At 36.7% G+C, this 21,952-nt stretch carries 25 protein-coding genes; 17 read left to right on the forward strand and 8 right to left on the reverse strand.

Annotation, left to right across the window (positions count from 1 at the left end):
• Positions 1-12: 12 nt before the first annotated feature.
• The 9 genes from LF20184_RS01920 to LF20184_RS01960 all read left to right on the forward strand — a co-directional run bounded on the left by LF20184_RS01920 (position 13) and on the right by LF20184_RS01960 (position 7,181).
• The gene (locus LF20184_RS01920; RefSeq protein WP_010021056.1) at positions 13-717 is read left to right on the forward strand and encodes an SDR family oxidoreductase; all 705 of its coding nucleotides are present in this window, start codon (positions 13-15) and stop codon (positions 715-717) included.
• Positions 718-762: 45 nt separating this feature from the next.
• Positions 763-1,209: a MerR family transcriptional regulator gene (locus LF20184_RS01925; protein ID WP_010021055.1), complete on the forward strand. Its 447-nt coding sequence runs from the start codon at positions 763-765 to the stop codon at positions 1,207-1,209.
• Positions 1,210-1,402: 193 nt separating this feature from the next.
• Positions 1,403-1,726: a carboxymuconolactone decarboxylase family protein gene (locus tag LF20184_RS01930; protein WP_010021054.1), complete on the forward strand. Its 324-nt coding sequence runs from the start codon at positions 1,403-1,405 to the stop codon at positions 1,724-1,726.
• 2 nt (positions 1,727-1,728) lie between these two features.
• The gene (locus LF20184_RS01935) at positions 1,729-2,139 is read left to right on the forward strand and encodes a cupin domain-containing protein (protein ID WP_010021052.1); all 411 of its coding nucleotides are present in this window, start codon (positions 1,729-1,731) and stop codon (positions 2,137-2,139) included.
• A gap of 72 nt (positions 2,140-2,211) precedes the next feature.
• Positions 2,212-2,862 carry a carboxymuconolactone decarboxylase family protein gene (locus LF20184_RS01940; RefSeq protein ID WP_010021050.1) on the forward strand — a complete coding sequence of 217 codons (651 nt, stop codon included), beginning with the start codon at positions 2,212-2,214 and terminating at the stop codon, positions 2,860-2,862.
• A 117-nt stretch (positions 2,863-2,979) separates the two neighbouring features.
• On the forward strand, positions 2,980-4,065 hold the full coding sequence (locus LF20184_RS01945) for an ABC transporter ATP-binding protein (RefSeq protein WP_010021049.1): 1,086 nt from the start codon (positions 2,980-2,982) through the stop codon (positions 4,063-4,065).
• Positions 4,058-4,999 carry a carbohydrate ABC transporter permease gene (locus tag LF20184_RS01950; RefSeq protein WP_010021048.1) on the forward strand — a complete coding sequence of 314 codons (942 nt, stop codon included), beginning with the start codon at positions 4,058-4,060 and terminating at the stop codon, positions 4,997-4,999. Before LF20184_RS01945 ends, LF20184_RS01950 begins: the two co-directional genes overlap by 8 nt.
• Entirely contained in the window at positions 4,999-5,829 is an 831-nt protein-coding gene (locus LF20184_RS01955) for a carbohydrate ABC transporter permease (protein WP_010021047.1), read from the forward strand. Before LF20184_RS01950 ends, LF20184_RS01955 begins: the two co-directional genes overlap by 1 nt.
• Complete coding sequence (locus LF20184_RS01960; RefSeq protein ID WP_010021046.1) at positions 5,829-7,181, forward strand: ABC transporter substrate-binding protein; 1,353 nt, start codon at positions 5,829-5,831, stop codon at positions 7,179-7,181. The genes LF20184_RS01955 and LF20184_RS01960 overlap by 1 nt, the downstream gene beginning before the upstream one ends.
• Positions 7,182-7,224: 43 nt before the next feature.
• On the opposite strand, the gene LF20184_RS01965 is transcribed toward LF20184_RS01960, so the two are convergent.
• Entirely contained in the window at positions 7,225-8,136 is a 912-nt protein-coding gene (locus LF20184_RS01965; RefSeq protein ID WP_010021045.1) for a DMT family transporter, read from the reverse strand.
• A 121-nt stretch (positions 8,137-8,257) separates the two neighbouring features.
• On the opposite strand from LF20184_RS01965, the gene LF20184_RS01970 reads away from it, so the two are divergent.
• Positions 8,258-9,154 (forward strand): ABC transporter ATP-binding protein, encoded by an 897-nt coding sequence (locus LF20184_RS01970; protein WP_010021043.1) that lies wholly within the window; start codon positions 8,258-8,260, stop codon positions 9,152-9,154.
• A complete protein-coding gene (locus LF20184_RS01975) occupies positions 9,147-10,370 on the forward strand; it encodes an ABC transporter permease (protein ID WP_010021041.1) in 1,224 nt (407 codons plus the stop codon). The genes LF20184_RS01970 and LF20184_RS01975 overlap by 8 nt, the downstream gene beginning before the upstream one ends.
• Before the next feature lie 51 nt (positions 10,371-10,421).
• Here the strand turns inward: LF20184_RS01975 and LF20184_RS01980 are convergent, their stop codons facing one another.
• Positions 10,422-11,141 carry an MIP/aquaporin family protein gene (locus LF20184_RS01980; RefSeq protein WP_010021039.1) on the reverse strand — a complete coding sequence of 240 codons (720 nt, stop codon included), beginning with the start codon at positions 11,139-11,141 and terminating at the stop codon, positions 10,422-10,424.
• A 330-nt stretch (positions 11,142-11,471) separates the two neighbouring features.
• Here LF20184_RS01980 and LF20184_RS01985 point away from each other — a divergent pair, with 330 nt between their 5' ends.
• Positions 11,472-12,416 (forward strand): D-2-hydroxyacid dehydrogenase, encoded by a 945-nt coding sequence (locus LF20184_RS01985; protein WP_010021038.1) that lies wholly within the window; start codon positions 11,472-11,474, stop codon positions 12,414-12,416.
• Between the two features lie 68 nt (positions 12,417-12,484).
• Complete coding sequence (locus LF20184_RS01990) at positions 12,485-12,913, forward strand: hypothetical protein (protein WP_029606592.1); 429 nt, start codon at positions 12,485-12,487, stop codon at positions 12,911-12,913.
• Positions 12,914-12,995: 82 nt separating this feature from the next.
• Here LF20184_RS01990 and LF20184_RS01995 read toward each other — a convergent pair whose 3' ends face one another.
• From LF20184_RS01995 to proB, 4 genes are all read right to left on the reverse strand, one after another.
• Positions 12,996-13,466, reverse strand: coding sequence for a GNAT family N-acetyltransferase (locus LF20184_RS01995; RefSeq protein ID WP_010021035.1), 471 nt, complete (start codon positions 13,464-13,466; stop codon positions 12,996-12,998).
• Positions 13,447-14,694, reverse strand: coding sequence for a glutamate-5-semialdehyde dehydrogenase (locus LF20184_RS02000; protein ID WP_010021034.1), 1,248 nt, complete (start codon positions 14,692-14,694; stop codon positions 13,447-13,449). Before LF20184_RS02000 ends, LF20184_RS01995 begins: the two co-directional genes overlap by 20 nt.
• 171 nt (positions 14,695-14,865) lie before the next feature.
• Positions 14,866-15,291, reverse strand: a complete 426-nt coding sequence (locus tag LF20184_RS02005) for a MarR family winged helix-turn-helix transcriptional regulator (RefSeq protein WP_010021033.1) — start codon at positions 15,289-15,291, stop codon at positions 14,866-14,868.
• Between the two features lie 12 nt (positions 15,292-15,303).
• On the reverse strand, positions 15,304-16,116 hold the full coding sequence (proB, locus tag LF20184_RS02010) for a glutamate 5-kinase (RefSeq protein WP_010021032.1): 813 nt from the start codon (positions 16,114-16,116) through the stop codon (positions 15,304-15,306).
• 96 nt (positions 16,117-16,212) lie between these two features.
• Between proB and LF20184_RS02015 the strand changes: the two genes are divergently transcribed.
• From LF20184_RS02015 to LF20184_RS02025, 3 genes are all read left to right on the forward strand, one after another.
• A complete protein-coding gene (locus LF20184_RS02015; RefSeq protein ID WP_010021031.1) occupies positions 16,213-16,494 on the forward strand; it encodes a hypothetical protein in 282 nt (93 codons plus the stop codon).
• Positions 16,495-17,549: 1,055 nt separating this feature from the next.
• On the forward strand, positions 17,550-17,825 hold the full coding sequence (locus LF20184_RS02020; protein WP_010021030.1) for a hypothetical protein: 276 nt from the start codon (positions 17,550-17,552) through the stop codon (positions 17,823-17,825).
• A 77-nt stretch (positions 17,826-17,902) separates the two neighbouring features.
• The gene (locus tag LF20184_RS02025; protein ID WP_010021028.1) at positions 17,903-18,655 is read left to right on the forward strand and encodes an alpha/beta fold hydrolase; all 753 of its coding nucleotides are present in this window, start codon (positions 17,903-17,905) and stop codon (positions 18,653-18,655) included.
• On the opposite strand, the gene LF20184_RS02030 is transcribed toward LF20184_RS02025, so the two are convergent.
• Together LF20184_RS02030 and LF20184_RS02035 are read right to left on the reverse strand one after the other, a co-directional pair.
• The gene (locus tag LF20184_RS02030) at positions 18,627-20,012 is read right to left on the reverse strand and encodes an MDR family MFS transporter (RefSeq protein WP_056945191.1); all 1,386 of its coding nucleotides are present in this window, start codon (positions 20,010-20,012) and stop codon (positions 18,627-18,629) included. The genes LF20184_RS02025 and LF20184_RS02030 overlap by 29 nt on opposite strands.
• A 3-nt stretch (positions 20,013-20,015) precedes the next feature.
• Positions 20,016-20,435 carry a MarR family winged helix-turn-helix transcriptional regulator gene (locus LF20184_RS02035; protein ID WP_010021027.1) on the reverse strand — a complete coding sequence of 140 codons (420 nt, stop codon included), beginning with the start codon at positions 20,433-20,435 and terminating at the stop codon, positions 20,016-20,018.
• A 130-nt stretch (positions 20,436-20,565) separates the two neighbouring features.
• On the opposite strand from LF20184_RS02035, the gene LF20184_RS02040 reads away from it, so the two are divergent.
• Complete coding sequence (locus tag LF20184_RS02040; protein ID WP_010021026.1) at positions 20,566-21,912, forward strand: M20/M25/M40 family metallo-hydrolase; 1,347 nt, start codon at positions 20,566-20,568, stop codon at positions 21,910-21,912.
• Positions 21,913-21,952 lie beyond the last annotated feature (40 nt).

A 21,952-nucleotide genomic window follows, 5' to 3' on the forward strand; every position in this document is an offset into this window, starting at 1 on the left:
GAGGGTATTAGAATGAGTTTAGAAAATGATAAAGTCTTAGTTATCGGTGGAACTTCCGGTTTTGGTAAGGAAGTCGCCATCAAAGCTCAACATAGAAAAGCCGAAGTTTATGTGATTGGACGCGATCAAGCTCGAGTTAATGAAGTTAGATATAACGATGATATCCAAGGTAGTTCATTAGATGCCCAAGATCCTAAGCAACTTACTCGTTTCTTTGAAAAATATGGTTCATTCGATCATATAGTTTCTATGTTAGGTGGAGCTATGGGTGGTGGCTTTTTGGACAGTCCAGTTGAGGAAATTCGTAAAGCTATTGAAGATAAATTTTTTGCCAATTTGCAGTTAGTACAAATCGCTAGCAAAAATTTACGCAAAAATGGATCGATTATTTTAACTTCTGGTTCCGGAGGTCATCCGTATGACGCTTCTGGTGCCATTATCGGTAACCAAGCTATCAATACGATGGTTGAAGGTGTAGCAGTCGAATTGGCGCCTAACAATCGAATCAATGCCGTATCGCCAACGTGGACTCCAACTGGCTTGTGGCGTGATATGAATTCAAAGCAATTAGCCAAGCAAGAAGATAATGTGGCAGAAAACGTCCCATTGGGTAGAGTAGCCAAAATTGATGAAGTTGCATCTGCTTATATTTACTTGATGGAAAATGATTTTATTACTGGTCAAGTTCTAAAAGTCGACGGCGGCGTTGATTTATAGTGAATGTGCTATACTTAGAGCCAACTTTAAGTGGAGGATGATAAAATGCCAGTAAAAATTGATAAAAAATACCGTATCGGTGATTTTTCTGAGATAGTCGGCTTAAACAGCCCCACGCTACGCTATTATGAAAAAGAAGGACTGATTAGACCACATCGAAATGAAAGTGGTATCCGTTATTACACTGAACAAGACGTCCGTTGGGTCAATTTCTTATTGCATCTCAAGAGTACCGGAATGTCGATTGATCAATTAAAGCGTTATGTTCAATTGCGTGCTCAAGGCGACTCGACTATCAACCAACGAATCGAATTATTAGAAGAAGTTCGTCGCAATTTTGAAGTTGAATATCAAAGACTTCAAGATGGCTGGACGATTTTAAATGACAAGCTAGATTGGTACAAAGGTAAACAAGGCGGACACATTGAAGATAGTGAAAGTTTTTCTGAGTATTTGAAGAATTTGAATCACGAGTATTTGGAAGATAGATAGTGATTTCTATCTTTATAAAAGTTACGTTTGGAAATTAATAGAGGATGTTACTAGAATTGCAGTATATTGCTGTGATTCTAGTGACATTCTCTTTTATTTTGTCGGAATAAAATAATTTAAATCTATCTCTTGACTTAAAGTCGACTTTAAGTTGTTTAATATGGTTATCGACTTAACGGACGGAGGAATAAAAATGGCAGAAAAACAAACAGCAGGTCGCGATAATTTGGGAGAATTTGCTCCTCAATTTGCAGCCTTAAATGATGACGTACTATTTGGCGAAGTTTGGAGTAAGGAAAATGAACTTTCAGCTCACGACCGTTCAATGATTACTATCGCTAGTATCATTTCAGCAGGAAACATGGAACAATTAGATGCTCATTTAAAAATTGGTAAGAAGCATGGTATCACTAAAGATGAAATCGTAGCGGAAATCACACATTTATCATTTTATGCAGGTTGGCCTAAGGCTTGGAGTGCTTTCAATCGTGCAAAAGAAATTTGGAAGGAAGATTAATTATGGCTAAAAACGAAGAATTAAAAAATGGTGGAGTTTTCCCCGTCGGAGATAAGAACGTTGATTACGCAAAGTATTTTATTGGACAAAGTTATTTAGATAGTTTGGTAAAACCTGAAGATAACATTGATTTTGGAATCAGTAATGTTACTTTTGAACCAGGCTGTCGTAATGACTGGCACATTCACCACGATGGTTTCCAAATCCTTTTGGTTACTGGTGGCGAAGGCTGGTATCAAGAATGGGGCAAAGATGCTCAATTATTGAAACAAGGCGACGTTGTCGTTATCAAAGAAGGCGTTAAACACTGGCATGGTGCAACTAAAGATAGCTGGTTCAGCCACGTTGCTATTACTAAAGGTAATTCTGAATGGCTTGAAAAAGTTACTGATGAAGAATATGACAAATTATAAAATGTAATCGATATCACTTTATCGTTTAACCTACTAACTAAATGTAATATCATTGAATTAGGGGTGATTTGAATGGATCAAGATTATAAAACAATCCTGAAGAGATTCAAAGATGAGGTAACGAGTGAAAATCCACTTTCAAAAGCAGAACAAGAATTGACTATTATCAGTGCCTTAACTGTTCTGCAAGCTAACGATGATTTGAAAGAACATTTCTCAATTGCTTTGAACACAGTATCGGTTGATTTAATTCGTGAAGTAGTTTATCAATTAAGTCCAGCTGTTGGTTCAAGCAAAGTTAAAAATGCTTTGAGGATTCTAAATACAGTAACCAAAAAAGATGGGCAACATTTTGCAATTCCAGAGGATGCTTATAAAGCTGGATTAGAATTTCAAGAGCCACTTTATGGCAATGAAATTAAAGACTTGATGGCAGATTTACCAGCTAATGCCGGAAAATTGTTGCCAGAATGGCTGACTAAGAATTTCTTTGGCGATTATTACACTAGAGGTGCTTTGCCAGTCAAAGATCGTGAAAGATATTTATTGGCAGCTTTGATTACAATGAATGTCGATTTTCAAATTAAAGCTCACGCCTTAGGTAGTTTAAGGGCAGGAAATACTGAATCAGAATTGATTTGGACAGCCTTAACATTGTTGCCTTATATTGGTTTTCCACTAGTAATTAATTCAGTGCAGAAGATTCATCAAGCAAATGAATAATGTAAATTAGACTGTGAAAGCAGCCTATTTTTTTACACTTTTTTTACATTAAATAGATTATATATATACATCCTCACTGCATACTGTAGTCAATGACATATGTGGAGGGGAATATCGATGTCGACAATTTTGACAAATGTTTCTAAGTCTTATGATTCGGATAAAACAGTTCTAAATGATGTAACTGCTGAGATCCAAACAGGGGAATTTTTCGTAATCGTTGGTCCATCAGGTTGTGGAAAAAGTACTTTATTGCGAATGATTGCAGGATTAACTTCTATCAGTGAAGGTGAAATCCATATTGACGGTCAAATGGTCAATGATTTACCACCAAAAGATCGTAATTTAACAATGGTTTTCCAAAGTTATGCATTATTCCCATTCTTAAGTGTTTGGGATAATGTGGCCTTTGGTTTAAAGGCACGCAAAAATACTTCACAAGCAGAAATTGAAGAACGTGTTAATGAAGCTTTGAAGATGGTTAACTTAGAAGAATTGAAAGACCGCAAACCACGTGAATTATCAGGTGGTCAGAGACAACGTGTGGCTTTAGCTCGAGCAGTTGCTAGTGATGCCAAGATTTGTCTAATGGATGAACCTCTTTCTAATTTGGACGCTCAATTGAGAATCAAGATGCGCCAAGAAATTTATGCATTGCAAAGAAAATTGGGTCTAACTTTAATCTATGTTACCCATGATCAAGTTGAAGCAATGACTATGGCTGATCACATTATGGTATTGCATAATTCTCAAGTTCAACAAATTGGTACGCCAACTGAGATTTATAAACATCCAGCTAATGAATTCGTAGCCAGTTTCTTCGGAGTGCCACCAATCAATATAATGCCTGCTGTTAAAATCAATGATCAAACTATCAAAGTTAATGGTGACTTTGAAATGTCCATTGATCAACAAGTTCCCGAAAGTGACTTCCAAGTTGGAATTAGACCAAACGAAATGATGCTTGAAAAAGTCGATGAATTGACAGCTAACGCTACCGTCAAAAGTGTTGAATTTTTGGGTGATGAAAAAATTGTTTATGCCAAAATGGCTCACAATAATGTTGAAATTGCGGCAGTTGTTGCCAGTGACGCTGAATTCAAAGCGTATGATACGATTCTAGTTTCAGCTGCTGACAAGGCATTATTGTTTAATCATGAAGGGGTCAACATTACGCAAATGGAGGCCGTAGTCAATGCTTAAAACTTCTACGACTGATGTTGTTCCAGAAAAAAATGTTAAAGCAAAGCAACGTCACGGTTTTCGTTTAAATGCTAAAGATAAATATTTTGCTTCAATCTTTTTAGGACCATCGATTTTGATTTTGGGATTGTTTGTTTTCTATCCAATGTTTAAAACGCTCTACATCAGTATGTTTTTGACTAATACGTTAGGTAAAACGACAGTTTACGTCGGTTTTCAAAATTATGCCAAACTGATTACTTCACCGGATTTCATTTCTAGTATGTGGGTCACCTTTGTCTATGTGTTAGCAGTGACAGTTTTGACGATTGCCTTAGGATTATTATTGGCTAATTTGGCTAGTCAAAAATTACCTGGTATCGGTATTTTTAGAACGCTTTACTCTGTAACAATGGGTGTTTCCGTAGCTGTAGCTGCGATATTCTGGCTATTCATCTTTAATCCTTCAACCGGATTCTTTGCTTTATTGAGTAATTGGTTGAACTTGCCAGTAGTCAATTGGTTAACTAGTCCTACTAATGCCATGTGGGCGGTTATCATCACAACAGTTTGGATGCACCTTGGATTTACGTTCTTAATCTTGTTGGGAGCCATTGAATCAGTACCTAGTACTTTGTATGAAGCGGCTGATGTTGAGGGAGCATCTTCCAGATATCAATTTTTCCACATTACTATTCCGATGATTTCACCAACTCTATTCTTTGTTTCAACAATTACAATTATTGATGCATTCAAGAGTTTTGGTTTGATTGATTTGATCACTAAAGGTGGTCCTACTAATGCCACGAACATGTTAGTTTATAGAATTTACAAAGACGCCTTTTACAGTGGAAATTACGCTAAATCTAGTGCGGAAGCAATCATCTTAACGGTTATCATTGCTTTCTTCACCTTATTGCAATTCAAATTTTTAGAGAAAAAGGTGAACTACTAATGACACAAATTGATGAAAGAGCGGCTTTGAAAAAATTCTTCAACTATTTATTATTGATTGTTTTAGCAGTAATAATTTTGGCACCATTTTTCATTGGAATCTGGACTAGTTTCCTACCAACAATGGATATTGCCAAAGGAAATCTATTCAGTACCGACATTTCTTTGGATAACTACGTAGCAGCTTTTACTAAGACACCGATTTTACGTTACTTGTTGAATACGTTAGTGATATCGACGATTACGATGATTGCTCAATTAATCTTCTGTTCGATGAGTGCGTACGCGTTTGTCTTTTTGAAATTCAAGTATCGTAAGACTATCTTCACATTATTCTTGATTACGATGATGTTGCCTTTTGAAGCTGAAATTATCCCTAACTTTGCGACAGTTAAGCAAATGGGCTTGTTAGACAATTATGCAGTTTTGATCGTGCCATTTTTGACATCAGCCTTTGGAACATTCATGCTTCGTCAATCATTCATGCAAACGCCAGTTGAATTGAAAGAAGCCTCTGATATTGAAGGATTGAACCATTTTCAATTTTATTGGAACATCGTTTTGCCTTACAACAAGATTAGTATGATAACTCTAGGAGCGTACAGTTTCTTAGGTTCATGGAATCAATACCTCTGGCCAATGTTGACGACATTTAGTAACAATTCTCGAATGATTCAAAATGGGTTGAAACAATTACAATCCGAAGAAACTTTTAACGATTGGGGTATGATCCAAGCCAGTGCAGCGATTATTGTTATTCCAACGATCATCGTCTTGTTCATTGGTCAACATTATTTCAAATCAGGGATGAATGAGGGGGCAGTTAAATAATGTCTAAGTATAAGAAATTAGTTATGCCACTGATTGCTGTCTTAGGAATTTTATTAGTTGCAGTTTTTGGTCATACGCTTTCGGTTAAATCGGCCGACAATCATGATCGAATTCCAATCGTCTTTTGGCATGAAATGGGTGGACCTTCAGAGGATGCTTTGGAAAAGGTAGTCGATGGTTTTAACAAGTCACAAACAAAGTACAAGGTTATTCCTAAGTATCAAGGTACTTACGATGAAGCAATTCAAAAGATTTTACAGACGCATAACACTAGTACTTCACCAGCAGTCTTCCAAGCTTTTGATATTTCGACTGCTCAAATGCTCCACAGTGGTTATACGACGCCAGTACAAAATTTTATTGATGAAGATAATTACGATGTAAGTAAGATTTCTTCAGTGGCTCGTGCCTTTTATGCCAACAAAGGTAAGCAACAAGCGATGCCATTCAATACTTCACAACCAGTTTTGTATTACAATGCTAGTTTGTTGAAGAAATACAACATCACGCCACCACCAGTTTCGCCTTCATACAGTGATATCACTAGAGTTGCCAAAGAATTGTATGAAAAATCTCATCACAAGGTTAAAGGTATGACCGTTCAAGTTTACGGTTGGTTTTTGGAACAAGCTTTAGCCAATGCCAATGCTCAATTAGCAAACAATAACGACGGACACACTGGTAATCCAACTAAAGTTTCTATCAATAATCCCGACACCGTAGAATTCTTGGAATGGATCAGAGAAAATATCAAATCTGGTGATTTCATCGACTACGGCTCAGGTGCCAGTGCTGGTGCTAATCAAACTGCCGGCTTCTTGTCTGACAAGGTTGGAATCTTTATCCAATCATCTGCAAGTATCGGTCAATTGACTAAGAACAACAAAAATGAACTAGGAATCACATACTTCCCACATCCCGATAACAAAAAAGCCAATGGTGTAGCTATCGGTGGGGCAGCACTTTGGATTTCTAATGATAAGCCAAAAGATGTTCAACGCGGAGCTTTTGAGTTCATCAAATATACTTTGAAGCCAGAAGTTCAAGCACAATGGCAAAAATCTACTGGATACTTGGCTTTGAATAAAGACTCACAAAAGACATCTATCCTAAAAGATCTCTATGCCAAAAACCCTGAATCAAAAGTACCTGGTCAACAATTAGCTACTGCCAAAGCTAATTATTCAAACTCTGGTATTTTGATGGAAGGAATGCAATTAACACGTCAACTTGAAGAAATAGCTATGGAAACAGTCTACAATGGTGGCGACATCAAGAAGGCTTTGGATACCGCTGATAAGAATATCAACGATAATTTAACGCAATTGAATCGGGCTAACGGATACAAATAAAAAAGAACCTTATCGGAGTATTTTTCTGATAAGGTTCTTTATGTTATTTAGAGTTTCTACGTAAGTTAAACAAATTAGGCGGCAATGCTTGTAAGAAGGTAATCCCCAAAATCAACAGTGCTCCCATTAATTCGGCAAAACTAACCTTTGTATTGAGTATGGTCACTGCTAAGACAGTTGCGGTCAATGGTTCAAAAGCACTCAACATACCAGTAGTAGCTGGAGTTAAGTAATTGAGACTTTGTAAGTAGAACAAGTAAGAAAACATTGTTCCGCCAGTTATGATAAAGATGATACAAATAATAGCCGTCCAGTTTAACTCTGGAACGTGGGTTAAATCGGCAAATGGAGCAAAAACGATTCCACCGAGCAGCATCGACCAACCAGTAACGATTCGTGCATCAAAACGCCTTAATAATTCACGTGGCAACAGAGTATAAGAAGCTTGACTGATACCAGCTCCAACACCCCACAAAACCGCTGCTGGCGATAGCATCAATTGATTGATATGTCCGTGTGTCACTAGTAAGAATGTTCCTAAGATTGCTAAAACAATCGAAATCAAGTCGATTCTTCGTGGCATCTGCAGTTTTCGCAATGAAATATAAATAATAATGAATAATGGCCCTAAGAATTGTAAAACTGTAGCTGTTGGTGCGTTGCCATATTTGATAGCCATGAAGTAAGTATATTGAGCCGGCAGCATTCCTAATAGTCCAAAAGCTAATAATTGAAAAATATAGCGTGGCTTTTTTAGAATGGCAAATAGTTCTTTGAAATCGATGAAGTAGCACCAAATGACTAGCATCAAGCCAGCAAAGAGCAAGCGAATACCGACGATCCACTGTGTGGGGATGCTTTCTTGAGTGAATAAATATTGCGCGATACTGCCAGAAAATCCCCATAGAACTGGTCCAGTAATCGCGTAGAAGAAACCTTTTTGCTTATCAGTCATGATAATCCCCCTTTCGCATAGGTCTCATGCTAACACATTAAAAATTTAATCCAATATGTCCAGTAAAAAAATATTAGTTCCTGTATAATTTTAGTTATTAAAGTAGGGAAGGGGATTTGGAATGTTAAAAATTAAAGATATTCGAAAGAATTTTGGCGATTTAAAGGCCTTAGATGATGTTTCATTCGATGTCGATGATGGACATATCTTGGGTCTGATTGGACAAAATGGTGCCGGAAAATCAACTACATTTCACAGTATTTTGAACTTTTTGCATTATCAGGGGACTATCACTTGGAATGATCAACCGATTACTGAGGATGTTTTCAATCAAATTGGCTATTTACCCGAAGAACGCAGTTTGATGCCCAAATTGACGGTTGAACAACAGATTATTTATTTGGCTCGTTTGAAAGGGAAGACAGCTAAAGAAATTCGTCCACAGATTGATGTTTGGCTACAAAAGTTTGCGGTCAAAGGAACCAAAAAAGATAAGATCAAAGATTTGTCCAAAGGTAATCAACAAAAGGTGCAATTAATCTGCACTTTGATCCACCATCCTAAGTTGATTATTTTGGATGAACCATTCAGTGGACTCGATCCAGTTAATTCTGACCTCTTGAAAAAGGCTATTTTTGAAGCTAAAGACCAAGGGGCTGCGATAATCTTCTCTAGTCATGATATGGAAAACGTCGAAGAACTTTGTGACAGTTTAGTGATGCTTCGAAATGGTCAGGTAGTCTTGAAGGGAACTGTTCGCCAAGTTCGTCAGGAATTCGGTCGTACGAGAATTTTTGTTACAACCGATTGGACTAAAGAACAGCTCGAACAATTGCCACACGTTATCAAAGTTGAAACGCAAGAAGAAAAGCGCTTCGTTTTAAGATTAGACGATGAAACAGCTGGTAAAGAGATCTTCGATGAGTTAACTCACGGTCAATATATCGAGGAATTCAATCAACAACCACCAACTTTGAACGAAATATTCCGTTTGAAAGCAGGTGCTCAAAATGAATAAATTATGGATCGTCACCCTAGAAACTTTTTGGAGACAAGTTAAGTCTTGGAGTTTTTTGACTTTGATTCTAGGACCATTTATTATGTTTGCGATTACTATTGGAGCTGGATATTTAGGCTATCAAAGTGGCGGTACGAGTTCAGAAATCGCTGTTATCAGTAATCAACCGCAACTTCGTCAAAGTTTTATCAAAGAAAATAAAGATGATGTCATGAAAAAGGTCACTGATGTCAAAACTGCCAAGAAGAAAATGAACAGTGATAGCTTAGCTGGATATTTGCTTTTAGACGTTGATAATCAAAAAATCAGCGCTAAATATGTCGGGACGAGCTCACTAAGTTCATCTTTGAAAACTAAAGTGAACAGTTATTTAGCTAAAACCCAACAACAATTAAATTTGGCTAATGCACAACTTTCACCAGCACAAATCAAAGCTCTAGCTCAACAACCAAGTTTTAAAGAAACTGTCCAAAAGAAGACTGGAACAGCCAACATGGCAAAGACCATCTCATTTTGGATCACGATCATCATGGTTTACATGATTTTGAATACTTATACGAGTATCACTGCTCAAGAAATTGCTTCCGAAAAAGGTACGAAGATTATGGAAATCATTTTCTCCAGTACGACAGCCGTGAAGTATTTCTTAGGTAAGGTATTCGGAGTGTTATTAGTTATTCTGCTTCAAATTCTGATTTATCTCTTCGGAGGTTGGGGTGCGTATATCTTTGCCCAAAATTCAGATTTAACTAAAGATATCGTTGCTCAAAATCAATCATTGATTACTTCTGTTTTGAAAAATCTCTTGAGCATCAACCTAGTGTACTTACTCTTAGGAGTGGTTATCTTCACAATTTTGGCAGCTTTCTCAGGTGCTTTAGTTGCTAAAGTTGAAGATGCGGCTAAGGCTGCTCAACCAGTAATCATGTTGAATTTATTAGCATTTTTCGTAACTTTCCCATTCCAAAACAATCTCGACTCAATTGTCGTAAAAATCCTATCCTACGTACCATTTTTCTCTTCATACTTCATGCCATTGCGAATCATCAACAACGATGCCGCCGGTATGGAAATCGTCATTTCACTAGTAGTCCTAGTAGCAAGTTGTATCTTGTTAGCTTGGTATATCGGTAAAATTTATCAAGGCTTGATGCTACAAACTGATGATTCTAGTTTCTGGAAGAGATTCACTCGTGGACTTTCTTATAGTAAATAACTAAAAAGGCAACCTACTAAACTAAATTAGTAGATTGCCTTTATTTATTATCTAAAAGAATAATGCGTAAGTTTTAACCGCTACGATAGCACCAAGGATTGGAGCTAGAACTGGTACCCAACTGTACTTCCATTGAGAAGAACCTTTAGGATTTAAAGGTAATAGAGCATGCAAGATACGAGGACCTAAGTCACGAGCTGGGTTCAAAGCAGGACCTGTTGGGCCACCGAATGAAACAACCAAACACATAACCAAGAATCCAAGACCGATAAAGTCGGCACGTGGATCAATGTGGTCTGAAGTCAATGCTACAGCACCGAAGACCAAGATGAATGTTCCAATAAATTCGTTGATAAAACCGTTCAAACGACTGTTTTCAGCATCGATTGTTGAGAAAGTTCCCAAGATACTTTCAACGTTTTCTGTTTTGTTATAGTAAGGTTTGTAGGCTGCAACAATCAACATTTGACCAAAGATTGCACCTAAGAATTGAGCAATAAGATATGGACCAACTTCAGCCCATGGAAATTCACCATTGAAGGCTAAAGCTAAAGTCATGGCCGGATTGATTTGACCACCTGAGATGGGACCGAACATCATAGCCGGTACCATAACACCGATACCATAACCGAATCCAATCAAAATCCACCCACCGTGGAATCCTTTTGTTCCTTTTAATTCAACGTTGGCAACTGAACCATTACCGAGGGCAACCATGATAGCTGTTCCGATAAATTCAGCGATACAACGTACTAACAACGTATAATGCATAATTAATACTACCCCTAAATTTAATTGATTTGGCTTATCAAGATTTTTGAAATTTAGTAAAACACGAATATTAAAATCCACTCAAAAATGGGTTAAATCATATAAATTCGTAATAATTTGTCTTTTATGAGTGAATCTAGTTCAAATTTCACATAAAAAAATTGCTCCAACAACAAGGGGCAATAATTACTAACATAAATTTCAAAATAAATCAAATGGTAAGCAACGTTTAACATTGTATCATACATTCCGAATATTTTTGGTTATTTTCAGAAAAATTGAATAGTTTTTGCTCTATAATAGAAATAATTCTAAAAGCGAGGTAGGAATATGAAAGTTCTCAGTTTAGTTAATTTAACAAAGAAACAAACGGAAAAAATTCAATCAATTTCTGGTGTAGACTTAGAAGTTATTTCTCCTAAAAAAGTCACTGCCCAAGATCTTGATGGAGTAGAAGTACTTTATGATTGGTCCAATACTTTGAAAGACGCCGTTTTAAAGAGCGATACCTTGAACTGGATTCAAGTTGTCCGTGCTGGCGTCGACGCATTGCCTTTGCGCGAATTGAATGAAAAGGGTGTTATTTTAACTAACGGTTCTGGTGCTAATGCCATCAACATTGCTGAACAAACTTTGGCTTACATGTTGATGTTCGTTCGTCGAATGAATTACACTGCACGACGCCAAGACGCTAGAGAATGGAAACACGAAGAAGGCTATGACGAAGTTTACAATAAGACCGTCATGATCGTCGGTGTTGGTCACATTGGTAAAATGGTTGCTCAATACGCTAAGGCTTTAGGAATGAAGACAATTGGCGTTAGAAGAAGCGACAAACCGGTTGAAAATATCGATGAGATGATTCCAATGGAAGATATGAAAAAACGTATCAATGAAGTTCATTTTGTAGTTAACGCTTTGCCTGGAACTGATGATACTGTGGGATTATTCAATCAAGAAGTTTTCCAATTAATGTCTAAGAAAGCTTATTACATCAATGTTGGTCGTGGCAAGACTACTAATATGGATGATTTAGTAGCAGCGCTTGATAATGGCGAGATTGCCGGAGCTGGTCTTGATGTAACAACGCCTGAACCACTTCCAAGTACTAGTCCACTTTGGGACATGGAAAATGTCATTATTACACCTCACGATTCTGGCGACAGTATTCACTATGGCGAACGTGCCTTCAAGATCTTCAAACGCAATTTGAAATCATACGTCGAAAATGGCGAAGTAGTCGAAAATGTCGTCAACTACTCAACTGGCTATTAGTTGTACCCGTTTACAATAGAAAAGTGGTTTGAGAAAATCGTCAGATGTATTAAAATGTTACTAGATATATGAAAGGAAAAATGATGTTATCTAGTGACTATTTTATAGGCTTCATGTTGGTTTTCTTGTTTTGGCTCTTACTACTACTTTTGGAAATAATTTTAAACATGAGAAACACGATAATAGAATTATCTTTCTTTTCTGATGAAAAATTAAATACTTTAGATAAAAAACTCAATCAACGTTTTGGCGTTAAGTTTCAGGGACCCTTTGAAATTTTGGAATTCTTGATAGTTGGATATATCGTCTATTCGATTTTGACTGACTTGAGGTTTCAAGGATTTCAATTAGATGCTGTTTCGTTTAATCAAATTGTGTTGTTTTCCGTAATCGTCTTGGCGGTAATGGTCGGCGATGTGATTTTGATTGCTAAAGATTTACATATTTACAAATTCATTAAGAATTCAGTCGTTCTGTCTAGAAAGAACTCAAATTAAAAAAAGAGAATTACTAATAAATTATTGTTGGTAATTCTCTTTTTTATTTAGTTCATCAATTTTAATTCGAAAGGTGACAATGTTAGATTATTGATTTCTTCAAACGAATCATATCTTTCAAAACTAATTTATTTTCAATAATAGGTTCAGGATAGTTATCAACAAAGAAATTACGATCAATGTTAGTAACTCGGAAACCGCATTTTTGATACAAGTAGAGTTGTGCAAAACTAGTACTGCCAGTGCCAATTTCAACTGTGGAATAATATTGTTCTTTGGCCCAATTCAAAGCAAAATGTAGTAACTTTTCACCGAGTCCCTGATTTTGGACACTTTCATCCACAGCAATATTAACAATTTCTACTGTTTTAGGTCTGGTATCAATTAACAAGATAACCCCTAAGAGTTTTCCGCAATTGATTAATTCAAATTTATAGGCTCGATCAAGATAACTATCGACAATCTCCTTGGAGGGGTCCGCTGTCAGTAATAAATTGTAGTGAGCTGAGGTTACTTTGTGGAAGGCGACTATTTTAGTGTCTAATTTGACCATCGCCTTGGACCAGGTATTTTGTTGTAGTTAATTCATTGGCACCCATGGGACCTCTAGCATGTAGTTTTTGAGTGCTAATACCAATTTCAGCACCGAATCCAAATTGTTGACCATCAGTAAAGCGAGTTGAGGCATTAGTATAAACTACGGCAGCATCGATTTGTTTCATGAACTTGCGACTAGCAGTGTAGTTTTCTGTGATGATTGATTCACTGTGTTTAGTGTTGTACTTGTTGATGTGTTTGATAGCATCGTCAATTGAATCGACTACTTTGATAGCAATGATGTAGTCGTCGTATTCAGTGCCCCAATCTTCTTCAGTAGCAGGGATGATGTCTGGTTCAATGGCTTTAGCTAAGACGTCGCCACGAACTTCGACATTGTTAGCACGTAAGGCATCGTAAAGGTCAGGTAAGAATTCATTAGCGATGTCTTTGTGCAAAATAACCTTTTCAGCTGCGTTGCAGACAGAAGGGCGTTGAACTTTGGCATTGATGATAATTTTGAGTGCTTTTTCTAAGTCGGCGTCTTTATCAACATAAATGTGGCAATTGCCGGCACCAGTTTCAATGATAGGAACCTTAGCTTTGTTGACGACCATCTTGATAAATTTGCCACTACCACGAGGAATTAAAACGTCGATGTAGTCAGTTAATTCCATCATCTTTTGAGCTGTTTCGTGGCTAACGTCATCGATTAATTGCACGGCATTAGGATCGATATCAGAGTCTTTCAAGGCTTGACGCAAAACTTCTGACAGGATGATATTAGAGTTGATGGCTTCTTTACCACCACGTAAGATTACTGCGTTACCGGCTTTAAAACATAGTCCAGCAGCATCGACAGTTACATTAGGGCGAGCTTCATAGATCATTCCGATAACACCTAGAGGAACTCGTTCTTGAGTAATGTCCAAACCAGTTGCAGTTTGCCAACCACGGTCGATTTTGCCAATTGGATCTTCAAGGTCCATTACTTGGCGCAAACCGTCAGACATGTCGTTGATTCTATCAGGAGTTAACAAAAGACGATCAATCATAGCCTTTTTGATACCATTTTTCTTGGCGTTTTCAACGTCTTCTTTGTTAGCTTCGATAATTTTTTCTGTATTAACTACTAGAGCGTTGGCCATATTCAAAAGGGCAGTATTCTTTTTCTTAGTACCTAATTGTCCTAATTCAAAAGCAGCACTCTGAGCATTTTGACCCATTTGTTCAAGGTTCGTCATAAAATCACTCCTAAAACGCTTTTTTGATTTATCTTTAAGTATATCATTGTACAAAAAAATAGTGGACGGCTGCATCCACTATTTACGTCTAAGTATTAATTTAATTGTTGATTATGTTGCCGTCAACGTAATAATAAAGCTACTCCAAAAATACGTGGCTGTCAACATAAATTATTCATGATTAAGATTTTTGATGATGTGATCAATCATTTCAATAAACAAGCGTTGCTCTTCGCTGCTCAAATCAGCAGTAGCATTTTGTTCAGCTTCTTGCCAGATTTCTTCAACTTGTTTAGCTAAAGCTGTTCCTTTAGGAGTCAGACTAACTAGGGTGATACGTTTATCTTTAGTGGATTTTTCAGTTCGAACTAGGCCACTTTTTAGCATGCGACTGATGGACTTAGCAATAGTTGAATGATCCACGCAAAGAGCGACTACTAGTTGATTTTGAGCAATGCGGTCTTCTTTTAATAATTCCAATAAAATCATATCTTGTCCCGGGTAGAGACCGAGTGGACGCATTTTTTTAGTGACTAAATTTTTGTAGCAATTGATCAAGCTGATAATGGCTTTTTCAATCGGAAAATTTGTTTCCATATATTTCTCCTTTTAGTCACTGACTTTTGAGAACAGAGTACCAACGGGGTCACCTGATAAAATATTAAAGATGATATTAGGATCTTTACCATTTGTGAGGACCATTTCTTGGTTGTGCTTCAAAATTAGTTCAGCGGCTTTGAGTTTCGTCGTCATGCCACCAGTTCCAAATTTTGTTCCGTGACCACCAGCTGCGGCGATAATTGCTGGACTGATTGATTGGATACTAGAAACTAGTTTAGCATCAGGAACTTTGAGTGGGTTAGCTGAGTAAAAGCCATCGATATCGGATAGCATGATTAACAAGTCAGCGTCGACTAAGTTAGCCACGATTGCTGAAAGTTGGTCGTTGTCGCCAAATTTAGTATGGTGATCAAGTTCTGAGACTGTTACTGTATCATTTTCGTTGACGATAGGGATAGTATTTTCCATCGACAATAATTCTTGAAAACTATTCATCACGTTGGTGTGACTTTCAGGATAGTCGATAATATCACGAGTAATCAACATTTGAGCTACCGACATACCGTATTCGTGGAAAGCTTCGTTGTAAATTTGCATCAATTCAGCTTGACCGACAGCAGCCACAGCTTGTTGCTTAGAAATTTTGACTGGACGCTTGTCGATGCCTAAAACTCCCATTCCCACACCAATAGCACCGGAAGAAACTAAAACGACATCTTTGCCGTCTTTTTTCAAAGTACTCAAAACGTGAGCTAATTCTTTAATGACCTTTAAATTGATTTTGCTGTTTTGACGAATCAAAGTACTAGTACCAATTTTAACGACGATTCGATCAGCAATGATGTGACGCTTATTTTGCATAAATAATTCCCTCATAAAAAAAGATTTTGACCAAATAATTATTTTCCAATACTATTAAGATAGAACAAGAGTGAGAATAAGAAAAGGGTGTATTTCATGTACAAGATATTAATTATGCTTCATGACGGTGACGATTATATTCGAATGAACAAGGTTTACATAGAAAGTATGCCCGTTGCTGGCCAATATATCATCCATTCTGACGGTTTGCCATACTACGTTGAAGAAGTTACGACCTTCGTTGGTTACGTCAGTAGCAAAGGCGCTATTGCCATTGTAGTAGTACATCCTGCTGATAAAGATGCCGAAGTAAATAAACTTTACGGTGTCGATATTGCAAGAGACTTGGATGATCCAGAATACAATAAGAAAGATTAAGGATAGAGGAAACTTATAGTTTAATTGATGTTAAAGTTGTCGTCCTCCATAGCAAAGAAAATTTGGCTGGAACAATGTGGGCACGACTTGGAGCCTTTGCTAAGCCCAAGTGCGGGCAAAGTCTTCAAGCTCGACCTTTCACTAGGCAATAAATTGCCAAGTGAAATTTCACATTTGAGCCAATTTTCTTTGCTATTCCGGACTAGATTGGTGGCTTCTATCTTTATATAAATTACTTCAGAAAATTAATAGAGGATATTATTGGAAATGCAGTAGATTGCTGTGGTTCTAGTAGTATCTTCTTTTTTTTATGCAGTAGTTCAAAGTGGTGTCGACATTCTCCAGCCAATCACAGGGCTTTTGCGGACGACGGCATATTTAGTAATACGTCAATAATGTTTAAACACGTGAAAACGCTAACCCAAAATCGGTAAATTTAATTTAATGTATATGAGAACAAATTTACCCCAAAAGCATATATCATGAATATCGGTAGGATAGATAGAAAAGGACAAAACAATTAACCCCCCTTTAGTTGTTTTGTCCATTTTTTTCACAGCAAAAAAAATAAAGGCCTACCACTAGCCTTTACTTTTGCGAGAATTTTTTAAATCAGAGCCTACCACAAACCCTGATTCCTAAGCAGTTGAGAAGGAGTACTACTTTCAAAAAGGATAACAATGAAAATATTGTTAGGTTAATACATCTCGCCTATATAACCAATTTAATTATAAGTCGAATATAAAAACTTTTCTACATCTAAGAAAAAATATTTTGAACAAAATAGCAATATTTTAAAAGTATAGTCCATTTCCATATAATATATTGTTGGATTTGTGAAATGACGTGACACGCTTTAAGCACCATGTCATAATTTAATTATCAACTATATGAAGAAAAAATACTGATGGTATATAGAAAATTCAAATTGCTATAAGTATTTTATATAAAGTTGAAAACAAATCGTCTATGCAGGAGTGCATAATAATGACGATGAATGAGAATAAAGAAAATAATTGCATATTAAGATATTCCAATAGAAGGGTGGTAACATATTGAAACAAGTCAAAGTTTCCAACGTTGAACGTGATAACTTTATTCGTTCCGTTGAAGAATCAGTTGGATCCTTCAATTTGGGCTCTGAGAGGTCGCTAATCAATTTGGTGTTTAAGCATTTGAAGTTGCTAGAATATAACGATAACTTGGAAACCGAATTGATCAATTTCCGCCGAGAGTTAATCGAATATGACATCAATACAGGTCACCGCAACAATCGTGACGTTGAAGAATTGTTATTTAAAATTAAAAATAGAAATTTACCATATATCTAATATATAATGTAGGAATTTAATTTATTCCTACATTTTTTTTATAATCGTGATGATAATATTATAAATGAGGTGATAGTGTGGTAAAAATAAATCAATTTTTAATACAAGATGTTCCAATTTTAGAAGTCGAATTAGAAGAAAATATTCACAAACCATTGCCGCTAGTTATTTTTTATCACGGATGGCGTTCTAGCAAGGAGTTAGTTTTGACTCAAGCTCGTAAATTAGCGCAAAAAAATATCCGTGTCGTCTTGCCAGATGCAATTAATCATGGGCAAAGACACACGGATATTTCTTCAATTCCTTCAATGACGTTTTGGAATAGCATTCAAGGAAATATTGCTGAATTTTCGTTGATTCGTGATTTTTATAACGATAAGAAATTGATCAAAAACCAAAAAATTGGTGTTGGCGGTTATTCAATGGGTGGTATGACGACTGGTGCTCTAATGACGGCTCATCCAGAAATCAGCGCTGCTTCTATCATCATGGGAACGCCGAATTTATCCGCTTATGCCAAACTGGTTCGTGAAGATGCTAAGAAGAGAAATATCTATGTACCAAAAGATTTCGACTTATTGACGAGTTGGATCAGATATTATGATTTGAATCTTCAACCGGAAAAAATCAACAACCGACCACTATTATTTTGGCACGGGACCGATGATAGACGGATTCCATACCAACAGTCACGAAAATTCTTTGAAAAAATCCATCCAGAAAATTACGGTCAACAGACAGCCTTCATTACTGGTTACAAAGCAGGACATTTGGTTGAACCACGTTTGATGGATAAAATTGCTAATTTCTTTGAGTATTACTTGGAATAGTTTTGTATAAGATAAAGAAATTGATAATACCGATAATTAACAAAATAATAAAAGCATGTTGAGTTCCGATAGCAGTAGAAACTTCAGTCGACAAGGCGTGGTTGCTTTGACTTAAGGCGATGATAGCTGAGACGATTGATGTCCCTGTCGCACCGGCAAATTGTTGAAGAGTATTAAGAATGGCATTACCGTCAGCTTGGTTTTTGTCAGGTAGTAAACTTAAGCCGTCAGTCATGATATTTCCGGAACACATTCCCATACCGCACATGTAAAGAATGTAAACCCAGACGATAACAGTTGTACTCAAATTTCGACTCAAGAGGGTGAATACTAACAGTGAGATATCGGCTAGAACTACGCCAAACAAAATAGGCAGACGAGCTCCGAATTTGTCTAGAATCTTACCACCCAATGGGGCGAAGATAGCACCGACTACACCAGCAGGCAAAACTGCCATTCCGGCAATCGTAGCATTTTGGTTGTTCACTAGTTGAATGTAGTTGGGCAAAATAAACGCAAAGCCTAAAGACAAGACTTGGAATAGGAAGAAACTCAAGACGTGACCGGAAAACTTGAGATTTTTCAAAATAGAAATATTGATCAACGGGTGCTCGATTTTATTAGAACGAACGACGAAACCAATCAATCCCAAAATTCCGATGATAAATGATAGAGCAATCAAAAGATTGAAGTTACTCATATTACTGAAGCCATAAATCAGGCCAATAAAAGTAAAAATTAAATAAATTAAACTAAGTAAGTCGAATGCATTTTTTTGTATTTGGCTTTTTTGTTCGATATTTTTGATTCCTAACAAGAAGGAAATTATTAAAATAGGTACTAAAATAACGAAAATATAACGCCAACCTAGACTATTGACGACTAGGCCACCAAATGTTGGTCCAATAGCTGGAGCCACGGCAGTAATCAAGGTACCGATTCCCATCATCAAACCGATTTTGGAAGTTGGAACATTTTCTAGAATAATATTGAACATCAATGGCAAAGCAATCCCAGTTCCTAATCCTTGAATGATGCGTCCCAACAGAAGAATTGGAAATACTGGTGCAAGAGTGTCAATTACTAAACCAAGAATAAACAGTAAGTTAGCACATAAAAATAATGATTTGGTTTTAAAATTTTTCTTTAAGAATGATGATAAGGGAACGATGATAGCGACGACTAATAAATAAATAGTTGTCATCCATTGAACAGTTGAAGTTGTCACGTTGAATTCTTTCATCAAAGTAGGAAAGGAGATATTCATTGAAGTTTCAACGATTACTCCGCAAAATGACATTAAACCAGTGGCAATGACTGCCAGGAGTACGTTAATAGGTATTTTTTGATCTTTCATAAATTAAACCTCCTGGGCATAATAGTGTAAAATTTTCTCGAATTGCTTTATTTCTGCTACAGAGAAATTTGCCTCAAGAGTTTCTTGTTTCCCTTTCATGTAGTTGTTGATGTCTTTTTCAAGGGCGTGAGCTTTGTCAGTTAAAAAGACTGATCTTTGACGAGCATCTTGTTTGGAAGGTTGTCGATAGATCAAATCCTTTTTTTCCATTCGTTGCAATAGAACGGTTGTCGTCGAACGTTGAATAAAGAATTCATTTTCGATGTCTCGTTGGAAAAGTTCTTTGTCACTGTTGCGGCTCAAATAATCAATGACTGACATTTGCATCCAAGTCATATCGTAAGTTTTGGCGAAATTGTCAAAATTCTTCGCAATATGATTGGAAGCAATTCTCAGTAACATGTTGGTATATTTTTTAGACATATGATTTCCTTTCTATAATTCGTTAGATGGCTAGCAATTATATGCTACTGCAATTCATCGAAATGTGCAATTTAATTTAACAAAAAATAATTGTTGGCATATTATTACATTAATAAAAAGGAGTGATTCGATGGATGTAAGAGACCAATTTATTGCGGAGCACCAAGATGAATTTGAAAAAATATTAAAAGAATTGATTGCTTTAAAGAGTATCAGTGCTACTGGAGAAGGAATTGATGAAACTGTTCAGTTCTTGCGTAATTTGTTAACGAAACTATTAAATGCAAAAGTCGAGATCATTCCGACAGCGGGTAATCCGGTTATTTTGGCCAATATTGCCGGTAAAGAAAACAAGCACGTTTTATTTTATGGTCACTATGACGTCATGACACCCGGAGACACAATCTATTGGGATTCAGATCCATTTGAGGTAAATAAAAGAAATAATCGTTTTTATGCTCGGGGAGTTGGTGACAATAAGGGACAGTTGTTGGCCCAGATCTTAGGGATGTACACCTATTTGCAAACACACCACGAATTTCCTTTCAACGTTACTTTGTTTATCGAAGGGGAAGAAGAACAGGGCAGTATCAACCTTGAACCAACAGTCAAAAAAATTGCCAAAACTAAATTGCAACAAATCGATCAAGTCTTTGTAATGGATGGAGCTTTCAATGCTGATGGAACTCACGTATTGAGATTAGGCAATCGAGGCGTCTTCGCTTTTGAATTGTCAACCACGACCGGCAGTCACGACAATCACTCAGGAAATTTGGGCAACATCATGGATAATCCGTTCGTGCAGTTGTTGAAATATTTGGATAAGATTTACGATGTCAAAACTGGAACCGTTAAATTGCCACATTTTTATGAGGGTGTGGAAAAGCCAACCGAACAAGAGAAGAATTGGATTCAACAGTTACCATATGATAAAGAATCAATCTTGCAGCAATCTGGTATCAAGCATCTAGACTTTGACAAAGAAACTTACTATGAGAAGTTAATGTTTGAGCCTACTTTCAATTTCTTCAGCGTCAAATCAGGTTACATGGAAAAAGGCGTCAAAACTATTATTCCGCATCAAGCCAGTTTAAAAGTTGATTGTCGACTAGTTGGTAATCAATCGATTGCTGCCATTAAACAGGATTTGGAAAGGGCTTTTGCCAAAGAAATAGCTTCAGGAGACGTCCAACTCAATTATTTGGGTAGCATTCCACCAGAACATACAGAAGTCAATTTAGAAGAAGTTGAAAAAATCCAACAAGCTATCGTCAAAGCAACCGGCAAAGCTTATATCGAACCAGTAATGCCCGGAGGCGTACCTAATTACGTTTGGAAAGATAATTTACACGTTCCAGTCTTCACAATTCCGTACGCCAATTACGATGAGCACAATCACGATTTCAATGAGAATTTAACTGAAAAAGCCTTCTATGACGGGATTAAGATTAGTTATGAATTATTAAGATTGGGATAGGTTAAGAATTCCGTCGTCCGCAAAAATTTCATCTTCTATT

Source organism: Companilactobacillus farciminis KCTC 3681 = DSM 20184 (assembly GCF_002706745.1).
Classification (GTDB): Bacteria; Bacillota; Bacilli; order Lactobacillales; family Lactobacillaceae; genus Companilactobacillus; species Companilactobacillus farciminis.